The sequence below is a fragment of the Delftia acidovorans NBRC 14950 genome (assembly GCF_001598795.1).
Lineage (GTDB): Bacteria > Pseudomonadota > Gammaproteobacteria > Burkholderiales > Burkholderiaceae_C > Comamonas > Comamonas acidovorans.
Genome location: NZ_BCZP01000001.1, coordinates 126,643 through 148,878, shown reverse-complemented (window position 1 = coordinate 148,878; position 22,236 = coordinate 126,643). Strand labels below are relative to the sequence as shown.

The following is a 22,236-nucleotide window of genomic DNA, read 5'->3' as shown; positions in this document are numbered from 1 at the left end:
CGCCAAACGTGAGAAAACGTGAACTTGCCGGCGCACGGGCCGGCACCCTGGTGCCGCCTTCAGTGCGTGCCGCCGCCGTGCTGGCCACGGAACAGCCTGTGGTGCAGCCTGCGCAGCGACCACCACACACCCAGCGCCACCACGGGAATGGCGACGGCGGCCGTGCTCTCCGGCGACCAAGGCCAGCCCAGCGTCTTGGCGCCCTTGGCCAGGTAGCTGATCAGGCCCGTGAAGTAGTAGGTGATGGCGGCCACGGACAGGCCTTCCACCGTGGACTGCAACTTCAACTGCATGTCCTGGCGCTGGTTCATGGCGCCCAGCAACTGCTGGCTGCTTTGCTGCTGCTCGATCTCCACCCGCGTGCGCAGCAGGCTGCTGACGCGCGAGACGCGCTCGGACAGCGCGTTCTGCCGGCGCGCTGCCCATTCGCAGGTGCTGCGCGCCGGCGTCAGGCGCCGGTCCATGAACTCGCGGATGGTCTGTATGCCGTCGATGCGCGATTCCTGGATGTCCTGAATGCGCTTGTCCACCAGTTCGAAATAGGCCGCGCTGGCGGAAAAGCGCGAATGCGTGGTGGCGTATTCGCTCTCCACCTGCCCGGCCAGGCGTGTCAGCCGATCCAGCAGTGCCGGCTCGGCATCGCGGTCGGCAAGACGGATGGAATGGGCCAGGGCCGCAAGATCCCGCTCGGCCGTGGCCAGTACGGCAGCGGCCTGGCGGGCTGCCGGCAGACCCAGCAGGGCCGCCATGCGGTAGGTCTCGATCTCCAGCAGCCGCTGCACCAGCCGCCCCAGGCGGCGTGGCGACAATGACTCGCCGGCCAGCAGCAGCATGCGTGAGAAGCCATCGGCATGGATGGCGAAGTCGGTGTAGACCTTGCCCGCATCTCCGGCCACGCGCGCACCCACCAGCGTGTCTTCCTGCAGCAGGTGGCGCACCAGATGCGGCTCATTGATTGCCTGCTCCTGCAAGGCCCACAGGTGCAGGCCGCTCAGGCACTGGCCGGGCAAGGCAGCCAGCCAGTCGCGAGGCACATAGTCGATGGCGGCTTCGGGCTCGCGCACATCGTCCATGCCGGCCTGCGACATGGGCTTGCTGAAGGTCCAGCAAACGAACTCCGTGTGCAGTTCCCAGCGCAGGTGAAAGGCGCCCAGGTCGATCAGCACATGTGTGGTCGCCGCATCGGGCGGCGGCAGGTGGTGGTTGCGCAGCAGGGTGGCCACATGGGCGCGGCTGGCCTCGCGCTGGGCCGCATCGGTGAGCATCACCACATGGGTGATGGCCAGCGGTGCCTGCATCTCCTCGGCGGGGCGGGCGTGGATCTCGTTGTGCAGCAGCACGCGCTGCGGGTGCTGGGATGACAGTAGTGGGGACATCGTGACCTCGAAAGACTGCGCGCTATTGTGCAGTCACGGGCGCGTCGGCTCCCAGGCATCCGGGATCAACAGCTTTCCACCGGGATCGCTTGTTGATAACAAAAAAAACGGCCCCGAAGGGCCGTCAAGCAACATGGTTGCAACGCTGAGGCGATCAATCCTCTACGAATGCTTCTTCGCGCTTGTTCTTCACTGCAGGCATCAGCACCACCACCAGCAGCACCACGGCGGCGAGCAGCAGGCCGGCCGAGATCGGACGGGTCACGAACACGCTCCAGTCGCCACGCGACAGCAGCAGCGCCCGGCGCAGGTTCTCTTCCATCATCGGGCCCAGGATGAAGCCCAGTAGCAAGGGAGCCGGTTCGGTGCCCAGCTTGTGGAACACATAGCCCACGAAGCCGAAGATACCCACCATCCACACGTCCCAGGTGTTGTTGTTGGTACCGTACACGCCGATCGCGCAGAACAGCACGATGGACGGGAACAGCCAGCGGTAAGGCACGGTCAGCAGCTTGATCCAGATGCCGATCAGCGGCAGGTTCAGCACGATCAGCATCAGGTTGCCGATCCACATCGAGGCGATCAGGCCCCAGAACAGCTCGGGGTTGCTGGTCATCACCTGCGGGCCCGGCTGGATGTTGTGGATGGTCATCGCGCCCACCATCAGCGCCATCACGGCGTTGGGCGGAATGCCCAGCGTCAGCAGCGGAATGAAGGAGGTCTGCGAGCCGGCGTTGTTGGCCGACTCGGGAGCGCACACGCCGCGGATGTTGCCTTGGCCGAAGGGGACTTCGCCCGGCTTGAGCTTGGTCTTCTTCTCGATCGTGTAGGCAGCAAAGGCCGACAGCATGGCACCGCCACCGGGCAGGATACCCAGGGCAGAACCCAGGGCCGTGCCGCGCAGCATGGCCGGAATCATGTGCTTGAAGTCTTCCTTCGTGGGCAACAGGCCCGTCACCTTGGCGGCGAACACTTCGCGCTCGTCTTCAGGCTTGGACAGGTTGGCAATGATTTCGCCGTAGCCGAACACACCCATGGCAATCACGACGAAGTCGATACCGTCGGTCAGCTCGGGAATGTCGAAGCTGTAGCGGGCAACGCCGGAGTTCACGTCGGTGCCGACCATGCCCAGCAGCAGGCCCAGCACGATCATGGCAATGGCCTTGAGCAGCGAGCCCGAAGCCAGCACCACGGCGCCGATCAGGCCCAGGGTCATCAGCGAGAAGTACTCGGCAGGGCCGAACTTGAAGGCGACTTCCGTCAGCGGAGGCGCGAAGGCGGCCAGGATCACGGTGCCCACGCAACCTGCGAAGAACGAGCCTATGCCTGCGGCAGCGAGAGCGGGTCCCGCTCGCCCCTTTCTTGCCATCTGGTAGCCGTCGATCACGGTCACCACGGACGAGGATTCACCAGGCAGGTTCACCAAAATGGCGGTGGTCGAGCCACCGTACTGCGCACCGTAGTAGATACCGGCCAGCATGATCAGCGCCGCCACCGGAGGCAGGGCGTAGGTTGCTGGCAGCAACATGGCGATCGTTGCCACGGGGCCGATGCCTGGAAGCACGCCGATGAGCGTACCGAGCAGACAGCCGACGAAGCAGTAGATCAGGTTCTGGAAAGTGAAGGCGACGCCGAAGCCGGTCGCCAGGTTCTGAAAAAGTTCCACGGACGATGCTCCTGCTTAGCCGGTGATGAAGCTGGGCCAGACGGGGAACTGAAGATTCAGTGCCCACACGAAGGCCACATAGCTGCCCACAGCAAGGACGGTGGACAGAATTGCCACTTCCTTGAACTTGAAGCTATGGCCGCCCAGGCTGGCGATGAACACCAGCGCGTAGATGGCGACGATCAGACCGAACTGGGGAATGCCCAGATTGGGAACGCCGACCAGCAGTACGCCGAACGCGAAGTTCGCAGCCAGGACGAAGAACACTTGCTTCCACGCCCACTTGCCGATCTTGTCACCGCCCGAAGGACCCTTGGTCAGGCCGGTGAAGCAGATGGCCGTGCCCAGAATGGACATCAGCACACCCAGGATCAGCGGGAAGTAGCCCGGGCCCATGCGGGCACCGGTGCCGACGGTGTAGTTGGTAGCGCCGATCGCAAAAGCGAGGCCGATAACCAAAAACATCACGCCCGAAAAAAAGTCTTTCTGACTCTTGATTTTCACGAGAATGTCTCCTTACGGAATCACGACCCGGCGATTTTGCGTTCAGAAAAACTGTGTCTGGATGTGGATTCCACCTACAAAGGGCATACCCTCATGTCCTACCCGCATGAATGAAAAAGGGTGCCAGCAGGGGGCACCCGATCCATCCGTGGCAAAGGCCTGCGCCAGAGCAGGCACTCACGCTTCAACCCACCAATCGCCTGCCCATCATCCCAGCAAGGGCGTGCTGGCCATGACCTCGTCCAGCGTGGTCACGCCTTCGGCCACGCGCAGGGCACCTGCCAGGCGCAGCGGGCGCATGCCGTCCTGCACGGCCTGGCGGCGCAGCGCATCCATGGAAGGCGAGGTGTGGACCTGCTGCTTGAGCGCCTCGCTCACGGTCAGCAGCTCGTACAGCCCCATGCGCCCGCGAAAGCCCGTCATGCGGCACTCCACGCAGCCCACGGGCTTGTAGGGCTGGTAGCTGCCTGACAGTTTCCAGGGCCGCACGGCCTCGGCCAGCGTGGCGGCCGAGGTCTCCTCGTCGCGCTGCTTGCACTGCGGGCACAGCGTGCGCACCAGGCGCTGGGCCAGCACACCGAGCAGCGTGGCATTGATCAGGTAGGGCGGCACGCCCAGCTCCATCAGCCGGCTCACGGCGCTGGGCGCATCGTTGGTGTGCAGCGTGGAGAACACCAGGTGGCCGGTCAGCGCGGCCTGCACGGCCATTTCGGCGGTGGCCAGGTCGCGGATTTCGCCCACCATGATGATGTCCGGGTCCTGGCGCATCAGCGAGCGCAGTCCCTCGGTGAAGCCGAAGTCCAGCTGCGGCTGCACCTGGGTCTGGTTGAAGCTGGGCTCGATCATTTCGATCGGGTCTTCCACGGTGCTGACATTGACCGCCTCCGTGGCCACGCGCTTGAGCGTGGAGTACAGCGTGGTGGTCTTGCCCGAGCCCGTGGGCCCGGTCACGAGGATGATGCCGTGCGGGCGGCGCACCAGCTCGTTCCAGCGCTGGGCGTCATGGCTGGTGAAGCCCAGTGCATCCAGGTCCTTGACCGTGTTGTCGGGATCGAAGATCCGCATCACCAGCTTCTCGCCAAAGGCCGTGGGCAGCGTGGACAGGCGCATTTCCACCTCGTCACCGCGCGGGTTGCGGGTCTTGATGCGGCCATCCTGCGGGCGGCGCTTTTCCACCACGTCCATGCGCCCCAGCAGCTTCACGCGCGAGACCATGGCATTGAGCACGCCCATGGGCACTTGGTAGACCGGGTGGAGCACGCCGTCGATGCGAAAACGGATCACGCCCTGCTCGCGCCGGGGCTCCATGTGGATGTCGCTGGCGCGCTGGTCGAAGGAGTATTGCCACAGCCAGTCCACCACGCGCACCACGCCCTGGTCGTTGGCGTCGAGCTGCTTGCTGCTGTTGCCCAGCTCCACCAGCTGCTCGAAACTGGCCGCGCTGGCGGCGCCGCCCGCCTTCTCGGCTGCGCGCACCGATTTGGCCAGCGCAAAGAATTCGCCCGTGTAGCGCTTGAGGTCCAGGGGACTGGCCAGCACGCGGCGCACCTTGCGGCGCGCCTGGCGCTCGACCTCGGCCACCCAGTCGTCGATGAAGGGCTCGGCCGTGGCCACCACCACTTCCTGCGGCGATACCTGCACGGGCAGCACCTTGTGGCGCTCGGCATAGCTGGCGCTCATGATTTCGCCGACGCGGCCCGCATCCACGCGCAGCGGGTCGATGCGCAGGTAGGCCATGCCGCTGCGGGTTGCCAGGTACTGGGTCAGCTCCTCGATGTCCAGCGCGCGCCCGTCACCGGCGCGGGCCACGCCCACGTTGGCCAGCCGGACCAGCGGGTGCTGGGTGCTCTCGGCCTGCGAGCAGCGCGCCACGGTGCGCTGGGCCTCTTCGGCCGTGATCACGCCATCGGCCAGCAGCCACTGCACCAGCCTGCGCCAGTCCAGGGGCCCCGAAGGATTGCTTGGAACAACGGCGGGTTTGGGCTGCGTGGTGGAGGTCGGATCGGACATGGCGTTGGGCCGGAAGCTGAACTGCGCCCTATGGTAAGCCTGCCGGCCGCACTGCCCGACCAGCCGCTCTCTACCAGGGCGGCTCTACCAGGGCCGCACGAAGATCTTGGGCCAGCGCGTGGTGGGCAGGTCCCAGCGGGCCTGCACCTGGGCGCTGGCAGCCTGCAGCGCAGCGGGGTCGAGCGCGCGCGGCGTGCGCTGGGCCAGCACCACGGTGTTGCCCTCGCGCGTGGGGCGGAAGGCCCACATGGCCTCTTCGCCAAAGGCTTCGGCCATGCGCGCCAGGCTGCGCTCGTAGCTGGAGGTGCGGCCGAACAGGTTGACCGTCATGATGCCGTCCTCGGTCAGCAGATTGCGGCAATCGGCATAGAACTCGGCGCTGTCCAGCACGGGCGCGGCCGCATCGTGGTCATAGAGATCAACGGCCAGCGCATCGACCGTGCCCAGCCACTGGCTCTTGCGGATTTCCTGGGCCGCATCGGCCAGCACCACGCGCAGCGTGTCGCTGTCGGGCGGCAGCTTGAACCAGCTGCGGCACACGGCCAGCACCTGCGGGTTCAGCTCGATGGCCGTGGTGCGCATGCGCAGCTTCTTGTGGCAGAACTTGGTGATGGCCGCGGCGCCCAGGCCCAGCTGCATGGCATGGCGGCCGGCCACGCTGGCGGGCTCCATGAACAGCAGCCAGCCCATCATGCGCTGCACGTATTCGAGCTCGATCTCGAACGGCTCGCGTATGCGCATGGAGCCCTGGATCCAGGGCGTGCCCAGGTGCAGGTGGCGCACATCGCCATCGTCGGAGACGCTGACTTCGGGCAACTCGAGGTCTGCGGCGGTGGTGGCGCTGGAGGAAGAGGATGGGGCTGCCTTGGCGGCGCCGCGGGTCTTGCGTATCACGTCGGGAACAGTCAAAAAAATCAGAGCAATTGATGGGCAGCCAGCGCCTCGCGCCAGGCCTGGACCTTGCGCGCGAAACTCCAGCTCGCGTTGGCCGGGCTGGTCGATGGCAGCTTCACGGCGGCCAGGCCCAGGGCCTGCGTGCGGCCGGCGTGCTTGTAGCTCTCGCCACCGTTGTGCAGGGCCAGCGCCAGCTGCGGGCAATGCGTGCGCAGCGCCACGAAATCATTCACCTCGGCCGCGCGGATGGCGCTGTCCAGGCTGCCTTCGCGCTCGCAGCTGGCATACACGTCCCACAGGCCCAGGCCGCGGGCCAGCAGCCATTCGCAGCGGCCCGCATAGTCGTCTCGGCCGGGCTGCGGATGCCCGGGCCACAGGGCCTGGAGCAAGGGCCAGAACTGGTTTTGCGGATGGGCATAGTACTGCTGCAATTGCAGCGATCGCAGGCCCGGAAAGCTGCCCAGCACCAGGGCCCGGGTCCGCGCATCGGCCACCGGCGCCAGGCCCTGCCAGCGCGGGGCGCCGGGGGGCGGCAGGTCGGGAACGGTCAAGGACATGGCCGGCATTGTCGCCCAGCGGTCGCCGGGCTGCTGGCAGCGGGTGGCAAGACCGCTCAGGTTCAGGTTCCGCGCAAGCCTGGTTCAGGCCATGGCGGGCAGGCCTCGCAGCGCGGCACGCGCGTTGCGGCCCGTGGCCTCGGCCAGGGCCTGGGGCGTGATGCCGCGCAACTGCGCAATCACGTCCGCAATGCGTGCCAGCTCGGCCGGCGTGTTGCGGCCCTGGGCCTGGCCCTGGGCACGCTGCCCGGCCGTGGTGTAGAGCCAGTGCGGCGGAATGTCGGGGGCATCGGTTTCCAGCACCAGCGCATCCAGCGGCAGGGCGGCTGCCAGCTCGCGCAGCTTGAGCGCCCGGTCATAGGTCACGGCCCCGCCAAAGCCCAGCTTGAAGCCCAGGTCGATGAAGGCCTGGGCCTGCTGCACGCTGCCGTTGAAGGCATGGGCAATGCCGCCCGCCACAGGCCGTGCGCGCAGGGTCTTGAGCAGCCGGTCGCTGGATTTGCGCACATGCAGGATGACGGGCAGGTCGAACTCGCGCGCCAGCGCGACCTGCTGCTCGTAGAACCAGATTTGCCGGTCCGCATCCAGCCCGGGCACGAAGAAGTCCAGGCCGATCTCGCCCACGGCCACCAGTTGCGCATCGCCGCGCAACCGCGCCAGCGTCTCGCGCAATGCGGCAATGTCCTGCTCGCGGGCATTGGGCGTGTACAGCGGATGGATGCCCAGCGCATAGCTGTCGCCATGGCGCCGCGCCAGCGCCACCACCGTGTCCCAGTGCTCGCGCGCCACGGCCGGTATCACCAGATGTGCAACGCCTGTCTCGGCCGCCTGCGCGCGCACGGCATCGCGGTCGGCATCGAATTCAGGGGCATCGAGGTGGCAATGGGTGTCTATCCAGGCGGGCATGGCCGCATCATGCCACCGGCCTGCACCCGGCCCGCCAGAGGCAGGCAATGCGAAAACCAAGGGCAAACCCTGGGCTTATTGCGAGCTGGCTCCGTTTGACAAAATCAATACCCGAAACACTTGGCGGTCCATATAAATACATAAAGAAACATTTACACCCCCGCGTCGAGCTCTCGCAACACCGGCAGGCATTCTTTGGAGAGAGGAATTTCCCATGAAGCGCTCAGCATGGAGTCGGATCCTGGACCTGGGTGGCGCACGCCGCCAGGCGGAACTGGATGGGCAGTTGGCAGCCATCCACAAGTCCCAGGCCGTGATCGAGTTCGATCTGCAAGGCCATGTGCTGGCCGCCAACCAGAACTTCCTGGACACCATGGGCTATGAGGAAGGCGAGGTCATCGGCCAGCACCACCGCATGTTCGTGGACCACCAGATGAGCGAGTCGTCCGAGTACGCCGCGTTCTGGCAGCGCCTGGGCAATGGCATCCACGACGCGGGACGCTACCGCCGCATTGCCAAGGACGGGCGCGATGTCTGGCTGCAGGCCAGCTACAACCCCATCTTCGATCGCCATGGCAAGCCCTTCAAGGTGGTGAAGTACGCCACTGACATCACCGAGCAGCAGCGCCGCAACGCCGACGCCGAAGGCCAGCTGGCCGCCATCTCCAAGGTGCAGGCCATCATCGAGTTCGACCTGCAGGGCAACATCCTGCATGCCAACCGCCTGTTCCTGCAGGCCATGGGCTACACGCTGGATGAGGTCACGGGGCGGCACCACAGCATGTTCGTCCAGCCCCATGAACGCCACAGCCCCGAATACGCGCAGTTCTGGCGCAAGCTGGCCAGCGGCCAGCACGATGCGGGCCAGTACCTGCGCATCGGCAAGCACGGCCGCCAGGTCTGGATCGAGGCCAGCTACAACCCCATCCTCGACGCCGATGGCCGGCCGTTCAAGGTGGTCAAGTACGCCCGCGATATCACGCGCCGCTTCACGGCCGCGCAGACCCTGGGCGAGGCCATGCAGGGCCTGAGCGAAAGCGCCGAGCACGCAGGCCAGGCCAACGAACTGGCCCGCCAGGCCTGCCTGGTGGCCGAGCAGGGCGGACGCACGGTGCACGAGGTCATGGGCACCATGGAGTCCATCAGCGCCAGCTCGCGCAAGATCAGCGACATCATCGGCGTGATGGACGGCATCGCCTTCCAGACCAATATCCTCGCGCTCAACGCTGCCGTGGAGGCGGCCCGCGCAGGCGAGCAGGGCCGGGGCTTTGCCGTGGTGGCGGGTGAGGTACGGGCACTGGCACAGAACAGTGCCGCCGCCGCCAAGGAAATCAAGCAGCTCATCCACACCTCGGTGGAGCAGGTGGCACTGGGCGCCAATCAGGTGCGCCAGGCCGGCGGCACCATGCAGGAGATCGTGGACTCCTCGCACCAGGTCACGGCCATCATGGGCGATGTGGTGCAGGCGTCCATGGCCCAGTCGGCACGCCTGCGCGAGGTGACGGCCGACCTGACGGCGCAGAGCGCGGCCGTCGCGGATGCATCCAGGGACCAGGCGCAGCGCAAGCCGCTGCCGGCATCCATCGTTCCCGCTGCGCCGCAGATCAAGTCGGCCCCGGCAGCGGCCGTGCTTCCCGTAGGCGCCCAGCGCCTGCCGGGCACCTTGCTGCGCATGGCCTGAGTCCAGACTCAGGCCTGCCGGTCAGGCCAGTTGGCCCTGCACCAGGCGCACCATGCGGTCGCAGCGCGCCGCCAGCTGCTCATCGTGGGTGACCATGACGAAGGCCGTGCCATGGCTGCGCGCCAGCTCCAGCATCAGGCGGAACACGGTGTCGGCCGTGCTGCGGTCCAGGTTGCCGGTGGGCTCGTCGGCCAGCACGCAGGCCGGCTGGGTGACCAGGGCGCGGGCAATGGCCACGCGCTGGCGCTCGCCCCCCGACAGTTCGGCCGGACGGTGCAGCATGCGTTCGCCCAGGCCCACGGCCGCCAGCATGCGCGCGGCGCGCTCCATGCACTCGGCCCTGTCGTCGCGGCGTATGCGCAGCGGCATGGCCACGTTGTCCTGGGCGCTGAATTCGGGCAGCAAATGGTGGAACTGGTAGATGAAGCCCAGGTGCCTGTTGCGCAGCGCGCCCTGCTTCTGGGCGCTGAGTTCATGCAGGGGCTCGCCCTTGAGGGTGACACTGCCGCTGGTGGGGGCGTCCAGCCCGCCCAGCAGGTGCAGCAGCGTGCTCTTGCCCGAGCCCGAGGCGCCGACAATGGCCAGCGTCTCGCCCGCACGCACCTGCAGATCGACACCTGCCAGCACCTGCACGTTGAGCCGGCCTTCGGCAAAGCGCTTGGTCAGGCCGCGCGCATCCAGGACCACGGCGCCCTGCTGGGACACTTCGAAACCGGGCATCACATTCACTTCATTCATAGCGCAGCGCCTCGGCGGGGTTCACGCGGCTGGCGCGCCAGCTGGGATAGATGGTGGCGACAAAGGCCAGGACCAGGGAGATCACGGCGATGGGCATGATGTCGCTGTACTGCGGATCGCTGGGCATCTTGCTGATCAGGTAGATGTCCTTGGGCAGGAAGTTGGCGTGCAGCAGGCGCTCGATGGCCGGCACGATGACATCGATGTTGAAGGCGATGCCCAGGCCCAGCAGCAGGCCTGCGAAGGTGCCGATGACGCCCACCATGGCGCCCTGCACCATGAAGATGCCCATGATGCTGGACGGCGAGGCGCCCAGCGTGCGCAGGATGGCGATGTCGGCGCGCTTGTCGGTCACCGTCATCACCAGCGTGGACACCAGGTTGAACGCAGCCACGGCGACGATGAGCGTGAGGATGATGAACATCATGCGTTTTTCCAGCTGCACGGCCGCGAACCAGGTGCGGTTCTGCTGGGTCCAGTCGCGGATCAGCAGGCGGTCGGTGATGGTGTGGGCCAGTTCCATGGCCACGCGCGGTGCCTCGTGCAGGTCCTTGAGCTTCAGGCGGATGCCAGTCGGCCCTTCCAGGCGGAACAGGCGCTGCGCGTCCTCGTAATGCATCATCACCAGGGCCGAGTCGTATTCGTAGTGGCCTGAGTCGAAGGTGCCGGCCACATGCATCTGCTTGAGGCGCGGCACCACGCCGGCCGGCGTGACCTGGCCGCCCGGGGCGATCAGCGTGACCATGTCGCCCTGGCGCACGCCCAGCGAGCGCGCCAGCTCCACGCCCAGCACCACGTTGAATTCACCAGGCACCAGGTGCTTGAGCACCTCGGCATTGGTGGCGGCCACGTCGGTGACCTCGCCCTCGCGCGCCGGATCGATGCCGCGCACCAGGGTGCCCTTCATGTCCTCGCCACGCGCCAGCAGCGCCTGGGCCGCGACGAAGGGGGCGGCGCCCAGCACGTCGGGGTTGGCACGCGCCTCGCGCATGGTGCGCTCCAGATCGGGCAGCGCCGCACCCTGGGGCGCGAAGATCTCGATGTGCGAGACCACGCTGAGCATGCGGTCGCGCACTTCCTTCTGGAAGCCGTTCATCACGCTGAGCACGATGATCAGCGCCGCCACACCGAGGGCGATGCCCAGCATGGAGACGCCGGAGATGAACGAGATGAAGCCGTTGCGGCGCGTGGCACGCCCCGCCCGGGTGTAGCGCCAGCCGACGGCCAGTTCGTAGGGAAATTGCATGGGCATGCATTGTGTCATCGCCCACAGGCCCTGCATGGCGGCAGGCTTTGCCGTCGGCGTGTCAGCGCCGGTGCCGTCCGCGGTCCACACGCGGCAGGGCGTCGTAGCGGCCCTCTGCCTCCAGCGTCAGCGCATGGCGCTGCAGCCTGGCCAGCAAGGTATCGAATTGTGCGAGTTCCTCGTCGCTGAGCACGGACACCAGGTCCAGGTGGATCTGGGCCATGCGCGGCAGGATCAGGCCGTACATGCGCCGCCCCTCGGCCGTCAGCGACACGGCCACGCGGCGGCGGTCGCCAGGCATGGGGCTGCGCTGCACCCAGCCCTTTTCCTCCAGCCCGCTGAGGGCGCGCGAGGTGCGTGCGCGGTCCAGCTGCGCGCGTTCGGCCAGCTCCGACGACAGCAGGCCCTCGTTGGCAGCCACCGTGGCCATCACGCCCCACTCGCGGCGCGTGATGCCGAAATGCGCCTCGCACATGCGCATGGCCACGCCGCCCGCTGCACCGAAGTAGCGGTTGATGCGAAACAGCAGCATCTGCTGGATGGAGGTGGGAGCGGGACGGGTATTCACGGGGAACAGTTGATTAGATCAATTGCTGCGGGGACTTCTACAGTGGCCCCGTCCGGAAAGGAGACAACGGGAGCCACCGTCCGGAGCCGGCCTGGGGATTCTCGCAAAGCCCGGCGCCCCCGCAGTGCAGAAAGTTCGCCACCATGTTTTCCCTGTTCCAAGCCACCCATGCCACCCATGCCTTGCGCAGCCCGCTGCTGCGGGCCGGCCTGGCCCTTCTGCTGGGCCTGGGCTCCGGCGCTGGCGCCCGGGCCGATGCGGCCGCCGATGCCGCGGCCTGGCCCGCCAAACCTGTGCGCATCGTCGTCGCCTTCGCGCCCGCTGGCGCCGCCGACATCCTGGCGCGCAGCCTGGGCGAGGTACTGCAGCGTGAACTCAAACAGCCCTTCGTCGTGGACAACCGGCCCGGCGCGGGCGGCAACATCGGCACAGACAACGCGGCCAAGGCACCCGGCGACGGCTATACGCTGCTGGTCGGCATCGACACGACCTTCACCGTCAATCCCTTCATCTACAAAAGCATGCCGTTCAAGGGCACGGACCTGCGCCCCGTGATGATGATTGCCTCGCAGGGAATGATGGTGGCCGTCAACCCGCGCACCGGCCTCAAGACCCTGGACCAGTTCATCGCCCAGGGCAAGAGAAGCGGCCTGACGCTGGGCTCGGCCGGCTACGGCACGCCGGGCCACCTGGCCTCGGCCATCCTGACCCATGCCACGGGCGCCAAGGTCAGCCACGTGCCCTACAAGGGCAACGCCCCGGCCAGCACGGCCGTGCTGGCGGGCGAGGTGGACGGCGGCATCATCAGCTCCTCGGCCATGCTGGGCCAGGTGGCGGCCGGCAAGGTCGTGCCGCTGGCCGTGACCACGCGCCAGCGCAACCCGCTGGTGCCCGGCGTGCCCACCGTGGGCGAGCTGGGCCACAAGGACCTGGAGCAGGAAGTGCTGTTCGCCCTGTGGGTGCCTGCCGCCACGCCCGAGCCCCTGGTCGCAAGAATCCAGTCCGCGCTGGAAAAGGCCATGAAGGATCCGGCCCTGCGCGAGCGCATGCGCGCCAACGACCTGTTCTACGAAGGCCTGACCGGCCCGGCCGCCGCCGAACGCATACAGGCGCTGGCCGACCGCTACCGGACCGTGATCCAGTCCACTGGAATGAAGATGGAATGAGCGCCGCCGCTTCCCGCCCACAACCCTGCACAGAGCGCATTTCCATGTCCCGTCCCAATATCCTCTTCATCGTGGCCGACGACCTCGGCTATGCCGACCTCGGCTGCTACGGCGGCCGCGCGGCCGACTTCGGAGCGGTGTCCCCGGTGCTTGACCGCCTGGCCGCCGGCGGCCTCAGGCTCACCCAGGGCTATGCCAACTCGCCCGTGTGCTCTCCCACGCGCTTTGCCCTGGCCACGGCGCGCTACCAGTACCGCCTGCGCGGTGCGGCCGAGGAGCCCATCAACAGCAAGACACGCGGCACGCCGCTGGGCGAGAAGCTGGGCCTGCCGCCGGACATGCCCACCGTGGCCTCCATGCTCAGGGATGCGGGCTACCGCACGGCGCTGATCGGCAAATGGCACCTGGGCTACCCGCCGCACTTCGGCCCGCTGCGCTCGGGCTACGAGGAATACTTCGGCCCCATGTCGGGCGGCGTGGACTACTTCACCCACCTGAGCAGCTCGGGCCAGCACGACCTGTGGGTGGGCGAGGAGGAACACCATGACGAGGGCTACCTGACCGACCTGCTGTCGCAGCGCAGCGTGGACTTCGTCCACCGCATGGCCCAAGGCGATGCGCCCTTCTTCCTGAGCCTGCACTACACGGCGCCACACTGGCCCTGGGAAACGCGCGATGACCGCAGCACGGCCGAGGCCCTGGGCGCGGGCATTGCCCACCTGGACGGCGGCAACATCCACCAGTACCGCCGCATGATCCACCACATGGACGAAGGCATAGGCTGGATCGTCGAGGCGCTGCGCGCCAACGGGCAGCTGGACAACACCCTCATCGTCTTCACCAGCGACAACGGCGGCGAACGCTTCTCCGACAACTGGCCCCTGGTCGGCGGCAAGATGGACCTGACCGAGGGCGGCATACGCGTGCCCTGGATTGCGCACTGGCCGGCCGTGATCGCACCGGGCCGCAGCAGCCCCCAGCACTGCATGAGCATGGACTGGTCGGCCACGGTGCTGGATGCCGCCGGCGTGCAGGCGCCAGAGGGCCATGCGCTGGACGGCATCTCGCTGCTGCCCGTGCTGCGGGCCGAATATGCCGAATTCCCACGCACCCTGCACTGGCGCATGAAGCACCGCGGCCAGCGCGCGCTGCGCGACGGCGACTGGAAGTACCTGCGCATGGACGGCATCGACTACCTGTTCGACCTTGCGGCCGACGAGCGCGAGCGCGCCAACCAGGCAGCGCGCGCGCCCGAGCGTCTGGCCGCCATGCGCAGCGCCTGGGAAGACTGGAACCAGGGCATGCCGCCCATCCCCGAGGACGCCACGGTCAGCCTGGTCTCTTCGGCCCGCGACATGCCCCAGCGCTGAACCGCGCTCCAAGGGGAAAAACGAAGGCGCCGGCACTGCGGCACCCCATGCCCGACAATAGCGGCCATGCTTTTGACCGCGCCCCTGGTGTCCTCCACCCAAGCCCCGCTGGAGGAAACGACCGAATGGATCATTCCCTATGCCGGCGGTCCGTCCTCGGATGCAGCGGATGACGCTGCCGTCGCGGCCGTCTGGGGCGGACTGGAGCTGCCCCATCTCCAATCCCTGCTGGCGTTGATGCAGCCCGCGCCCGCACAGACCGGCACGGAGATGGATTTTTCTCCCCCCCACGAACGCGCCCTGGCGCGCTCGCTGGGCCTGCCCGATGTGCCGGGCCTGATTGCCTGGGCCGCCTGGCAGGCCGGTGAGACGGCGCAGGCCTGCGCCTATGTCACGCCCTGCCACTGGCACATAGGCGCAGACCAGGTGCACCAGAGCGATCCCGCCACCACACCCCTCAGCGATGAGGAATCCCGCCAGCTGCTGGCCCTGCTGGCGCCCTGGTTCGCTGACGACGGCATCGTGCTGGAGTACCAGCAGCCGCAGCGCTGGCTGGCGCGCGGTGCGCTGTTCGATGACCTGGCCACGGCCTCCATGGACCGCGTCATTGGCCGCGACGTGCGGCCCTGGCTGCCCGATGCGCAGCAGGCGCGCGCCCTGCACCGCCTGCAAAGCGAGGTGCAGATGCTGCTCTACACCCATGTCTTCAACGATGCCCGCGCCGCGCGCGGCCAGGTGCCCATCAACGCCTTCTGGGTCCACGGCGCCGGGCGCCTGCAGCCCGGCACGGCCACCGGCGCCAAGGCCGCCGTGCAATGCCTGGACGACCTTCACGCCGCAGCCCTGCAGGGCAACCCCGCTGCGTGGCGCGAGGCCTGGAAGGCCCTGGACGCCGGGCTCATCGCCCGCCTGCTGGAGCGCGTGCGCGCAGGCCACCCGCTCACGCTGACGCTGTGCGGCGAACGCCATGCCATCGCATGGAGCAGCCGCCCGCCGCGCTGGCTGGACAGGCTGACGGGCCTTTTCGGCCCCCGCGCCCTGCCCGACCTGGGCCGCATGCTCTGACACATTGCCCATGAAAATCATCCCCCGCGAGATCCCTGTGCAGCAGGCCTCGGCACTGCGCCAGGCCGGCGTCCACCCGCTGCTGGCCCAGCTCTACGCCGCACGCGGCGTGTGCTCCGCCGACGAACTGGACGACACCCCTGCACGCCTGCTGGCCCCCTCGGGCCTGCTGGGCATGGAGGCCGCCGTGCGGCTACTGGCCGACGCCATAGAGCGCGGCCTGCGCCTGTGCATCGTGGCCGACTACGACTGCGACGGCGCCACCGCCTGCGCCGTGGGCTGGCGCGGCCTGCGCATGCTGGGCGCGACCGAGGTCAGCTACCTGGTGCCCGACCGCGTGGTGGACGGCTACGGCCTGACGCCGCCCATCGCACGCCGCGTCAAGGAAACCGGCGCCGAGGTGATGGTCACCGTGGACAACGGCATTGCCAGCGTCGAAGGCGTGGCCGAGGCCAAGGCCCTGGGCCTGCAGGTGGTCGTCACCGACCACCACCTGCCCGGCAACCACCTGCCGCTGGCCGATGCCATCGTCAACCCCAACCAGCCCGGCTGCAGCTTCGAGAGCAAGTCCATGGCCGGCGTCGGCGTGATGTTCTACGTGCTGCTGGCTCTGCGTGCCGAGCTGCGCGCGCGCGGCCGCTTCGACAAGGCCAATCAGCCCCGGCTGGAGGCCCTGCTGCCCCTGGTCGCCCTGGGCACGGTGGCCGACGTGGTGCGGCTGGATGCCAACAACCGCCGCCTGGTCGCCCTGGGCCTGAAGCAGATCCGCCGTGGCCAGATGCAGCCGGGCCTGCTGGCCCTGTTCGAAGCCGCTGGCCGCAAGGCCTTTGCGGCCACCACGTTCGACTTCGGCTTTGCCCTGGGCCCGCGCATCAATGCTGCAGGCCGGCTGTCCGACATGACCATCGGCATCGAGTGCCTGACCACGGACGATGCGGGCCGCGCCGCCAACCTGGCGCAGATGCTGGACGCCATCAACCGCGAACGCCGCGAACTGGAAGGCGGCATGCGCGAGCAGGCCCTGCTCATGGCCGAAGGCCTGTGCGAGGACGGCATGACGCCGCCGGCCGCCATCAGCGTGTTCGACCCGGACTTCCACGAGGGCGTGGTCGGCATCGTGGCCTCGCGCATCAAGGACCGCATGCACCGGCCCAGCTTCGTCTTCGCCGCCAGCGGCGCGCCGGGGCACGAGCATGAACTCAAGGGCTCGGGCCGCTCCATTCCCGGCTTTCACCTGCGCGACGCGCTGGACCTCGTATCCAAGCGCCACCCCGGCCTGCTGCTGCGCTTTGGCGGCCACGCCATGGCGGCCGGCTGCACCATTGCCGAGGCCGGTTTCGCGGTATTCGAGAAGGCCCTGGCCCAGGTGGCACAGGAATGGCTGGACGCAGCCACGCTGACGCGCCGCATAGAGACCGACGGACCGCTGGACCCGGATTTCCGCAAGCCCGAAATGGTCGAGCAGCTCAATCTCGCGGTCTGGGGCCAGGGCTTTGCCCCCCCCACCTTCAGCGAGCAACTGGAAGTGCTGTCACAGCGCCTGGTCGGTGAAAAGCACCTGAAACTGCAATTGCGCCATCAGGGCGAAACCGTGGACGGAATCTGGTTCGGCCATACCGACCCGCTGCCGCCCTCGGCGTGCATTGCCTTTCGCATGGACATCAATGAATGGCGCGGAGAGCGCAAGGTGCAATTCCTGATCGAGGGAGTGCATTCGGACGCGTCCTAGAGACCCGGGGCGCCATTCACGGCGCCCCTCGGTTAATATCCCCGGTTTTTGCAACAAATTATTGCAAATTCATTCCAAGAAAACCGGGGAAATACTCATGACCTCTCGCCTGTGGCCTTGCACGGCCATTGCCATCACCCTGGCCGCCGGCCTTTCCGGCTGCTCCACCACCGAGCAATCGCGCACGCTTGAAACGGCCAAGCCTGCCTCTGCATCCAGCGCCTATCAAGGCACGCGCAGCCCCATTTCCGTGGGCAAATTCGACAACCGCTCCAGCTTTCAGCGCGGCATTTTCTCGGACGGCGTCGATCGCCTCGGTGGCCAGGCCAGAACCATCTTGGTAACCCACCTGCAGCAAAGCGGCCGATTCAGCGTGCTGGACCGCGACAACATGTCCGAGACCCGCCAGGAAGCGGGCTTCAACAAGCAGGAGCAAGCGATCAAGGGCGCCACCTACGTCGTGACCGGCGACGTGAGCGAGTTCGGCCGCAAGGTGGTCGGGGACCGCCAGTTCTTCGGCGTGCTCGGCCGTGGCAAGGAGCAGGTGGCCTATGCCAAGGTCAGCCTGAACATCGTCCGGGTGCAGACCTCCGAAGTCGTCTATTCGGTACAGGGTGCCGGCGAATACAGCCTGTCGAACCGCGAAATCGTGGGATTCGGCAGCACGGCCGGCTATGACTCCACGCTCAACGGCAAGGTACTGGATCTGGCCATCCGCGAAGCCGTGGACAAGCTGGCAGCCGGCATTGACAGCGGCGCATGGAAGCCCGCGCAATGAAGCGCCCCATCCATTCGGCAGCGGCCCTGGCCGCGCTGGCCATTTGCGCCACTTTGGCCGGCTGCGCTGCGCCGCGCCAGCCGCTGTATGCCTGGAATGACTACCAGCCCCAGGTCTACCAATACCTCAAGGACGACGGCAGTACCGGCGCCGAGGACCAATTGCTCAAGCTGGAAGAAGCCCGCCTGAAGGTCCAGGCCGAGGGAAAGGCGCTGCCGCCCGGCTACCGCGCCCATATGGCCATGCTCTATTCCCGGACCGGCAACAACGAAAAGACGGTGGAGCAATTGGCCGAGGAAAAACAGCATTTCCCCGAGTCCGCCACCTTCATGGACACGCTGTTGCAAACCTTCACGGCCCGCAAGAATTGACATGCGCCTGACCGATCACATCAAGACCCTGGCTCTTGCCATGACCGTGGCGCTGACCGGGTGCGCCACCACCGCGCCCTATGACTATGCGGCGCTGCGGGCATCCAAGCCTGCATCCATCCTGGTCATGCCTGCGCTGAACCAGTCCCCGGAAGTGAATGCACCGGCGGGCGTGCTGTCCCAGATCACGCTGCCGCTGGCCGAGGCCGGCTACTACGTTCTGCCCGTGGCTGTCACCGAGGAAATGTTCCGCCAGAACGGCATCGTCAGCGCAGACGACGCCCAGGAACTGCCCGTGGCCAAGCTCCGTGAAATCTTTGGCGCCGATGCGGCCCTGTACCTGAACATCCGCAATTACGGCACCAGCTATGCGGTGATCAGCAGCGCCTCCGTGGTCACGCTGGAGGCCAGGCTGGTGGACCTGCGCACCGGCACCCAGCTGTGGGATGGCAGTGCCACGGCCTCCAGCGCCGAAGGGCAAAGCTCAGGCGGCGGACTGGTCGGCATCCTGGTGACGGCACTGCTCAACCAGATCCTGGACACCATGAACGACCGCAGCGTGCAGATCGCCTCCATCGCCAACCAGCGCCTGCTGTCGCCCATGGCGCAGCGCGGACTGCTGCCAGGCCCGCGCTCGCCCGACTACGGCAAGCCGCGCAACTGACGAAGGCCTGCAGGCCGGCGCTGACTTGCACGCCGGCCTGCATCCCCGCTCCTCCCGGTCAGAAGGTCTCCCAGTCGTCGTCCGCCCCTGTCTTGGCCGCTGTCCTGGCGGGGGCTTTCGCCACGGGCTGCTGGATCTTCTGGGGCGCCGGTGCATTGCGCACGGCGGGCGCTGGACGTACGGGTGCCGCAGGCGCAGGGCGCACCGCAGCAGTTGCACCGGTTGCACCGATAGATGCCGGCCGGCGTGCCGCTGCGGTGGCCGGCACGTGTGCCCTGGCCGGCGCCAGTGCGCTGCCCTCCTGCCCCAGCTTGAACACCGCCACCACCTCGGACAGGCGCCGCGCCTGGTCCTGCATGGCCAGCGCAGCCGCGCTGGATTCCTCGACCAGGGCCGCGTTCTGCTGGGTCATCTGGTCGAGCTGGGTCACGGCCTGGTTGACCTGGCCGATGCCGTCGCGCTGCTCGGTGGACGAGGCCGTGATCTCGCCGATGAGGTCGCTGACGCGGCGCACGCTGGAGACGATTTCCTCCATGGAACGCCCCGCCTGCTCCACCTGCTTGGAGCCCGACTGCACGTTGTCCACGCTGGTGGTGATCAGCAGCTTGATTTCCTTGGCGGCCTCGGCGCTGCGCTGGGCCAGCGAACGCACCTCGCCCGCCACCACGGCAAAGCCCCGGCCCTGCTCGCCTGCGCGGGCCGCTTCCACGGCGGCGTTCAGCGCCAGGATATTGGTCTGGAAGGCAATGCCGTCGATCACGCCGATGATGTCGGCGATCTTGCGGCTGCTGTCCGTGATCTGCTGCATGCTGGTGACCACCTGGGCCACCACGGCACCGCCCTGCTCGGCCGCCTGCGCGGCCGTGGCCGCCAGCTGGTTGGCCTGGCGCGCCGTGTCGGCCGACTGGGTGACGGTGGCCGTCAGCTCTTCCATGCTGGCCGCCGTCTCCTCCAGATTGGCCGCTGTCTGCTCGGTGCGCGAGGACAGGTCCTGGTTGCCGCTGGCGATCTGGTTGGAGGCCGTGGACACGGACTCCACGCCAGAGCGCACTTCGCCCACCACGCCGCGCAGCCGCTGCGCCATGCCGTTGAGTGCGCCCAGCAGATGGCCCAGCTCATCGCCCCGGTTGCTTTGCACCGAGCCCGTGAGGTCACCTGCGGCAATGCCGTCGGCCAGGGCCACGGCCTGGTCCAGCGGCCGCGTGATCGACCGCATGATGGCCACCCCCATGAACAGGCCCAGGGCCACGATGACCGCACTGGCCAGCGCACCGATCCAGTACGCCTGGCGCCGATGGGCCACGCCTTCCTCGCGCCCCAGCTCGCTTTGGCGCTCCAGTTGCTGCACGAAGGCTTCCTGCGCGCTGTTGTAGCGCTCGGCCGCCGGGCGCAGCTGCTTTTCAACGATGTCGAACGTGGTGGCGAAATCGCTGGCCTTGCGCGCCTCCTGGGCCGCCGAGTTGGCCTTGAGCGTCTCGCGGCGCTCGGCCGCCACGGCGTCCAGCGCCTGCTTGGACTGCGTGCCCAGCTGCAGGTCGCCCACCTGCTTTTGCAGCACGTTGATGCGCTCTATGCCCTTGCTCATCAACGCGCGCTGCTGCGCTGCCAGCGTCTCGTCGGGCGACATGGCCGCGACGATGGAGCGCTCCACGCTCATCTGCGTCAGATGCCGCCACTCGCGCGCCAGCGTGGCGCCGCTTTGCGCGGTCATCACAGCGGTGTTGATCTTCTCGTTGACCCCGTGCAGATAGACCAGGATGCCGCCGTTGACCACCAGCATGCTCACCAGCAGTCCCAGCACCAGGGCCCACAGCTTCTGGGCGACCGTGATTTGATTCAGATTCATGGAAAAACCGATCTTTTTTATAACAATGCCGGAGCCAGGCCATGGCGCCCCTGCCGCCCATCGCTCCGGAAACCATTCTTGTCCACCCTTGACGGCGCCTGGCTGATCATCGTCATGCATCCGTCACTATTGAGGCCTGTTAACCCGCACTCAGGGAAGTCCCCCAGCCGCACTGCCCGGCTCGGAAAAGCACCGACACCTACAATGGACCGGTGCCCAAGTCCTATCTGAACGCCGATCTGCATAGCCACTCCGTGGTCTCGGATGGAACGCTGACGCCGGAGCAACTGGCCGAACGCGCCGCCTCCCGGGGCGTGCAGCTGTGGGCGCTGACCGACCATGACGAAGTCGGCGGCCAGCACCGCGCCGCCGCCGCCGCGCGCGCCTGCGGCATGGACTACCTGACGGGCGCCGAGATCTCGGTGAGCTTTGCAGGTGCCACCGTGCACATCGTGGGACTGGGCTTTGACGCGGACGACCCCGCCCTGCTCGAAGGGCTGCACGCCACGCGCGACGGGCGCGGCCCACGCGCCCGCGAGATGGCCCGCCAGCTGGAGCTGGCCGGCATCGAAGGCAGCTACGAAGGCGCGCTGCGCTTCGCCGGCAATCCCGGCCTGATCTCACGCACCCATTTCGCACGCTTTCTCGTGGAATCCGGCCGCTGCCGCGACACGGGCGAGGTGTTCCGCCACTACCTGACCGAAGGCCATCCCGGCTACGTGCCCCACACCTGGGCCCGCCTGGCCGATGCCGTGCGCTGGATCACGCAGGCCGGCGGTGTGGCGGTGATCGCCCATCCGGCCCGCTACGCGCTCACCGCCAACGAGGAATACGCGCTGTTTTCCGAATTCAAGGCCCATGGCGGCCAGGGCGTCGAGGTCGTCACCGGCAGCCACCGGCCCAGCGAATACACCATCTATGCCGACATGGCGCGCGAATTCGGCCTGGCCGCATCGCGCGGCAGCGACTTCCACAGCCCCGAGGAATCGCACACCGATCTGGGCGACCTGCCCTACCTGCCGGGCCAGCTGACGCCGGTATGGGAACTGCTGAGCGAGCGCATACAGCTGGCCTGAGCTCCTCCCGCCAACAACGCACACC

20 protein-coding genes are annotated in these 22,236 nt (G+C 67.5%); 9 read left to right on the top strand and 11 right to left on the bottom strand.

Annotated features, from left to right (window positions below; translation table 11 throughout):
* Nucleotides 1-59: 59 nt before the first annotated feature.
* The 7 genes from DA1_RS00635 to DA1_RS00605 all read right to left on the bottom strand — a co-directional run bounded on the left by DA1_RS00635 (nucleotide 60) and on the right by DA1_RS00605 (nucleotide 7,913).
* Nucleotides 60-1,376, bottom strand: coding sequence for a DUF3422 family protein (locus tag DA1_RS00635; protein ID WP_034396814.1), 1,317 nt, complete (start codon nucleotides 1,374-1,376; stop codon nucleotides 60-62).
* A 154-nt stretch (nucleotides 1,377-1,530) separates the two neighbouring features.
* Complete coding sequence (locus DA1_RS00630; RefSeq protein WP_034396815.1) at nucleotides 1,531-3,042, bottom strand: tripartite tricarboxylate transporter permease; 1,512 nt, start codon at nucleotides 3,040-3,042, stop codon at nucleotides 1,531-1,533.
* Nucleotides 3,043-3,057: 15 nt separating this feature from the next.
* Nucleotides 3,058-3,546, bottom strand: coding sequence for a tripartite tricarboxylate transporter TctB family protein (locus DA1_RS00625; protein ID WP_013800891.1), 489 nt, complete (start codon nucleotides 3,544-3,546; stop codon nucleotides 3,058-3,060).
* A gap of 207 nt (nucleotides 3,547-3,753) precedes the next feature.
* Nucleotides 3,754-5,556 carry a type IV pilus assembly ATPase TfpB gene (gene tfpB / locus DA1_RS00620; RefSeq protein WP_034396817.1) on the bottom strand — a complete coding sequence of 601 codons (1,803 nt, stop codon included), beginning with the start codon at nucleotides 5,554-5,556 and terminating at the stop codon, nucleotides 3,754-3,756.
* A gap of 84 nt (nucleotides 5,557-5,640) precedes the next feature.
* Nucleotides 5,641-6,450 (bottom strand): class I SAM-dependent methyltransferase, encoded by an 810-nt coding sequence (locus DA1_RS00615; RefSeq protein ID WP_034396819.1) that lies wholly within the window; start codon nucleotides 6,448-6,450, stop codon nucleotides 5,641-5,643.
* A 20-nt stretch (nucleotides 6,451-6,470) separates the two neighbouring features.
* On the bottom strand, nucleotides 6,471-7,016 hold the full coding sequence (locus DA1_RS00610) for a DNA-deoxyinosine glycosylase (RefSeq protein ID WP_012207195.1): 546 nt from the start codon (nucleotides 7,014-7,016) through the stop codon (nucleotides 6,471-6,473).
* Nucleotides 7,017-7,091: 75 nt separating this feature from the next.
* Nucleotides 7,092-7,913, bottom strand: coding sequence for a TatD family hydrolase (locus DA1_RS00605; RefSeq protein ID WP_034396820.1), 822 nt, complete (start codon nucleotides 7,911-7,913; stop codon nucleotides 7,092-7,094).
* A gap of 214 nt (nucleotides 7,914-8,127) precedes the next feature.
* On the opposite strand from DA1_RS00605, the gene DA1_RS00600 reads away from it, so the two are divergent.
* Nucleotides 8,128-9,594, top strand: a complete 1,467-nt coding sequence (locus tag DA1_RS00600; protein ID WP_034396822.1) for a methyl-accepting chemotaxis protein — start codon at nucleotides 8,128-8,130, stop codon at nucleotides 9,592-9,594.
* Nucleotides 9,595-9,615: 21 nt separating this feature from the next.
* On the opposite strand, the gene lolD is transcribed toward DA1_RS00600, so the two are convergent.
* The 3 genes from lolD to DA1_RS00585 all read right to left on the bottom strand — a co-directional run bounded on the left by lolD (nucleotide 9,616) and on the right by DA1_RS00585 (nucleotide 12,146).
* A complete protein-coding gene (gene lolD, locus DA1_RS00595) occupies nucleotides 9,616-10,332 on the bottom strand; it encodes a lipoprotein-releasing ABC transporter ATP-binding protein LolD (protein ID WP_013800885.1) in 717 nt (238 codons plus the stop codon).
* Nucleotides 10,325-11,578 carry a lipoprotein-releasing ABC transporter permease subunit gene (locus tag DA1_RS00590; protein WP_034398918.1) on the bottom strand — a complete coding sequence of 418 codons (1,254 nt, stop codon included), beginning with the start codon at nucleotides 11,576-11,578 and terminating at the stop codon, nucleotides 10,325-10,327. The genes lolD and DA1_RS00590 overlap by 8 nt, the downstream gene beginning before the upstream one ends.
* Before the next feature lie 61 nt (nucleotides 11,579-11,639).
* Nucleotides 11,640-12,146, bottom strand: coding sequence for a MarR family winged helix-turn-helix transcriptional regulator (locus DA1_RS00585; RefSeq protein ID WP_012207200.1), 507 nt, complete (start codon nucleotides 12,144-12,146; stop codon nucleotides 11,640-11,642).
* Between the two features lie 143 nt (nucleotides 12,147-12,289).
* Here DA1_RS00585 and DA1_RS00580 point away from each other — a divergent pair, with 143 nt between their 5' ends.
* The 7 genes from DA1_RS00580 to DA1_RS00550 all read left to right on the top strand — a co-directional run bounded on the left by DA1_RS00580 (nucleotide 12,290) and on the right by DA1_RS00550 (nucleotide 19,289).
* A complete protein-coding gene (locus DA1_RS00580; RefSeq protein WP_034396826.1) occupies nucleotides 12,290-13,312 on the top strand; it encodes a tripartite tricarboxylate transporter substrate binding protein in 1,023 nt (340 codons plus the stop codon).
* 44 nt (nucleotides 13,313-13,356) lie between these two features.
* A complete protein-coding gene (locus DA1_RS00575) occupies nucleotides 13,357-14,682 on the top strand; it encodes a sulfatase family protein (protein ID WP_034396828.1) in 1,326 nt (441 codons plus the stop codon).
* 66 nt (nucleotides 14,683-14,748) lie between these two features.
* Nucleotides 14,749-15,747, top strand: a complete 999-nt coding sequence (locus DA1_RS00570; RefSeq protein ID WP_034396830.1) for a phosphoglycerate mutase — start codon at nucleotides 14,749-14,751, stop codon at nucleotides 15,745-15,747.
* 10 nt (nucleotides 15,748-15,757) lie between these two features.
* Nucleotides 15,758-17,476 (top strand): single-stranded-DNA-specific exonuclease RecJ, encoded by a 1,719-nt coding sequence (gene recJ / locus DA1_RS00565; protein ID WP_034396831.1) that lies wholly within the window; start codon nucleotides 15,758-15,760, stop codon nucleotides 17,474-17,476.
* Between the two features lie 97 nt (nucleotides 17,477-17,573).
* Nucleotides 17,574-18,254: a CsgG/HfaB family protein gene (locus DA1_RS00560; RefSeq protein WP_034396833.1), complete on the top strand. Its 681-nt coding sequence runs from the start codon at nucleotides 17,574-17,576 to the stop codon at nucleotides 18,252-18,254.
* A complete protein-coding gene (locus DA1_RS00555) occupies nucleotides 18,251-18,625 on the top strand; it encodes a DUF4810 domain-containing protein (RefSeq protein ID WP_034396835.1) in 375 nt (124 codons plus the stop codon). Before DA1_RS00560 ends, DA1_RS00555 begins: the two co-directional genes overlap by 4 nt.
* Before the next feature lies 1 nt (nucleotide 18,626).
* Complete coding sequence (locus DA1_RS00550; protein ID WP_012207207.1) at nucleotides 18,627-19,289, top strand: DUF799 domain-containing protein; 663 nt, start codon at nucleotides 18,627-18,629, stop codon at nucleotides 19,287-19,289.
* Between the two features lie 58 nt (nucleotides 19,290-19,347).
* On the opposite strand, the gene DA1_RS00545 is transcribed toward DA1_RS00550, so the two are convergent.
* Nucleotides 19,348-21,135 (bottom strand): methyl-accepting chemotaxis protein, encoded by a 1,788-nt coding sequence (locus DA1_RS00545; RefSeq protein WP_034396837.1) that lies wholly within the window; start codon nucleotides 21,133-21,135, stop codon nucleotides 19,348-19,350.
* Nucleotides 21,136-21,347: 212 nt separating this feature from the next.
* Here DA1_RS00545 and DA1_RS00540 point away from each other — a divergent pair, with 212 nt between their 5' ends.
* Complete coding sequence (locus DA1_RS00540) at nucleotides 21,348-22,211, top strand: 3',5'-nucleoside bisphosphate phosphatase (RefSeq protein WP_013800875.1); 864 nt, start codon at nucleotides 21,348-21,350, stop codon at nucleotides 22,209-22,211.
* Nucleotides 22,212-22,236: the final 25 nt, after the last annotated feature.

Bases quoted from the DNA above. Each gene is read 5' to 3' on its own strand.
- tfpB (WP_034396817.1), bottom strand. From the start codon at position 5,556: ATGTCCGATCCGACCTCCACCACGCAGCCCAAACCCGCCGTTGTTCCA.
- DA1_RS00550 (WP_012207207.1), top strand. From the start codon at position 18,627: ATGCGCCTGACCGATCACATCAAGACCCTGGCTCTTGCCATGACCGTG.
- recJ (WP_034396831.1), top strand. From the start codon at position 15,758: ATGAAAATCATCCCCCGCGAGATCCCTGTGCAGCAGGCCTCGGCACTG.
- DA1_RS00580 (WP_034396826.1), top strand. From the start codon at position 12,290: ATGTTTTCCCTGTTCCAAGCCACCCATGCCACCCATGCCTTGCGCAGC.
- DA1_RS00610 (WP_012207195.1), bottom strand. From the start codon at position 7,016: ATGCCGGCCATGTCCTTGACCGTTCCCGACCTGCCGCCCCCCGGCGCC.
- DA1_RS00575 (WP_034396828.1), top strand. From the start codon at position 13,357: ATGTCCCGTCCCAATATCCTCTTCATCGTGGCCGACGACCTCGGCTAT.
- DA1_RS00605 (WP_034396820.1), bottom strand. From the start codon at position 7,913: ATGCCCGCCTGGATAGACACCCATTGCCACCTCGATGCCCCTGAATTC.
- DA1_RS00600 (WP_034396822.1), top strand. From the start codon at position 8,128: ATGAAGCGCTCAGCATGGAGTCGGATCCTGGACCTGGGTGGCGCACGC.
- DA1_RS00545 (WP_034396837.1), bottom strand. From the start codon at position 21,135: ATGAATCTGAATCAAATCACGGTCGCCCAGAAGCTGTGGGCCCTGGTG.
- DA1_RS00635 (WP_034396814.1), bottom strand. From the start codon at position 1,376: ATGTCCCCACTACTGTCATCCCAGCACCCGCAGCGCGTGCTGCTGCAC.
- DA1_RS00560 (WP_034396833.1), top strand. From the start codon at position 17,574: ATGACCTCTCGCCTGTGGCCTTGCACGGCCATTGCCATCACCCTGGCC.
- lolD (WP_013800885.1), bottom strand. From the start codon at position 10,332: ATGAATGAAGTGAATGTGATGCCCGGTTTCGAAGTGTCCCAGCAGGGC.
- DA1_RS00590 (WP_034398918.1), bottom strand. From the start codon at position 11,578: ATGCAATTTCCCTACGAACTGGCCGTCGGCTGGCGCTACACCCGGGCG.
- DA1_RS00555 (WP_034396835.1), top strand. From the start codon at position 18,251: ATGAAGCGCCCCATCCATTCGGCAGCGGCCCTGGCCGCGCTGGCCATT.
- DA1_RS00570 (WP_034396830.1), top strand. From the start codon at position 14,749: ATGCTTTTGACCGCGCCCCTGGTGTCCTCCACCCAAGCCCCGCTGGAG.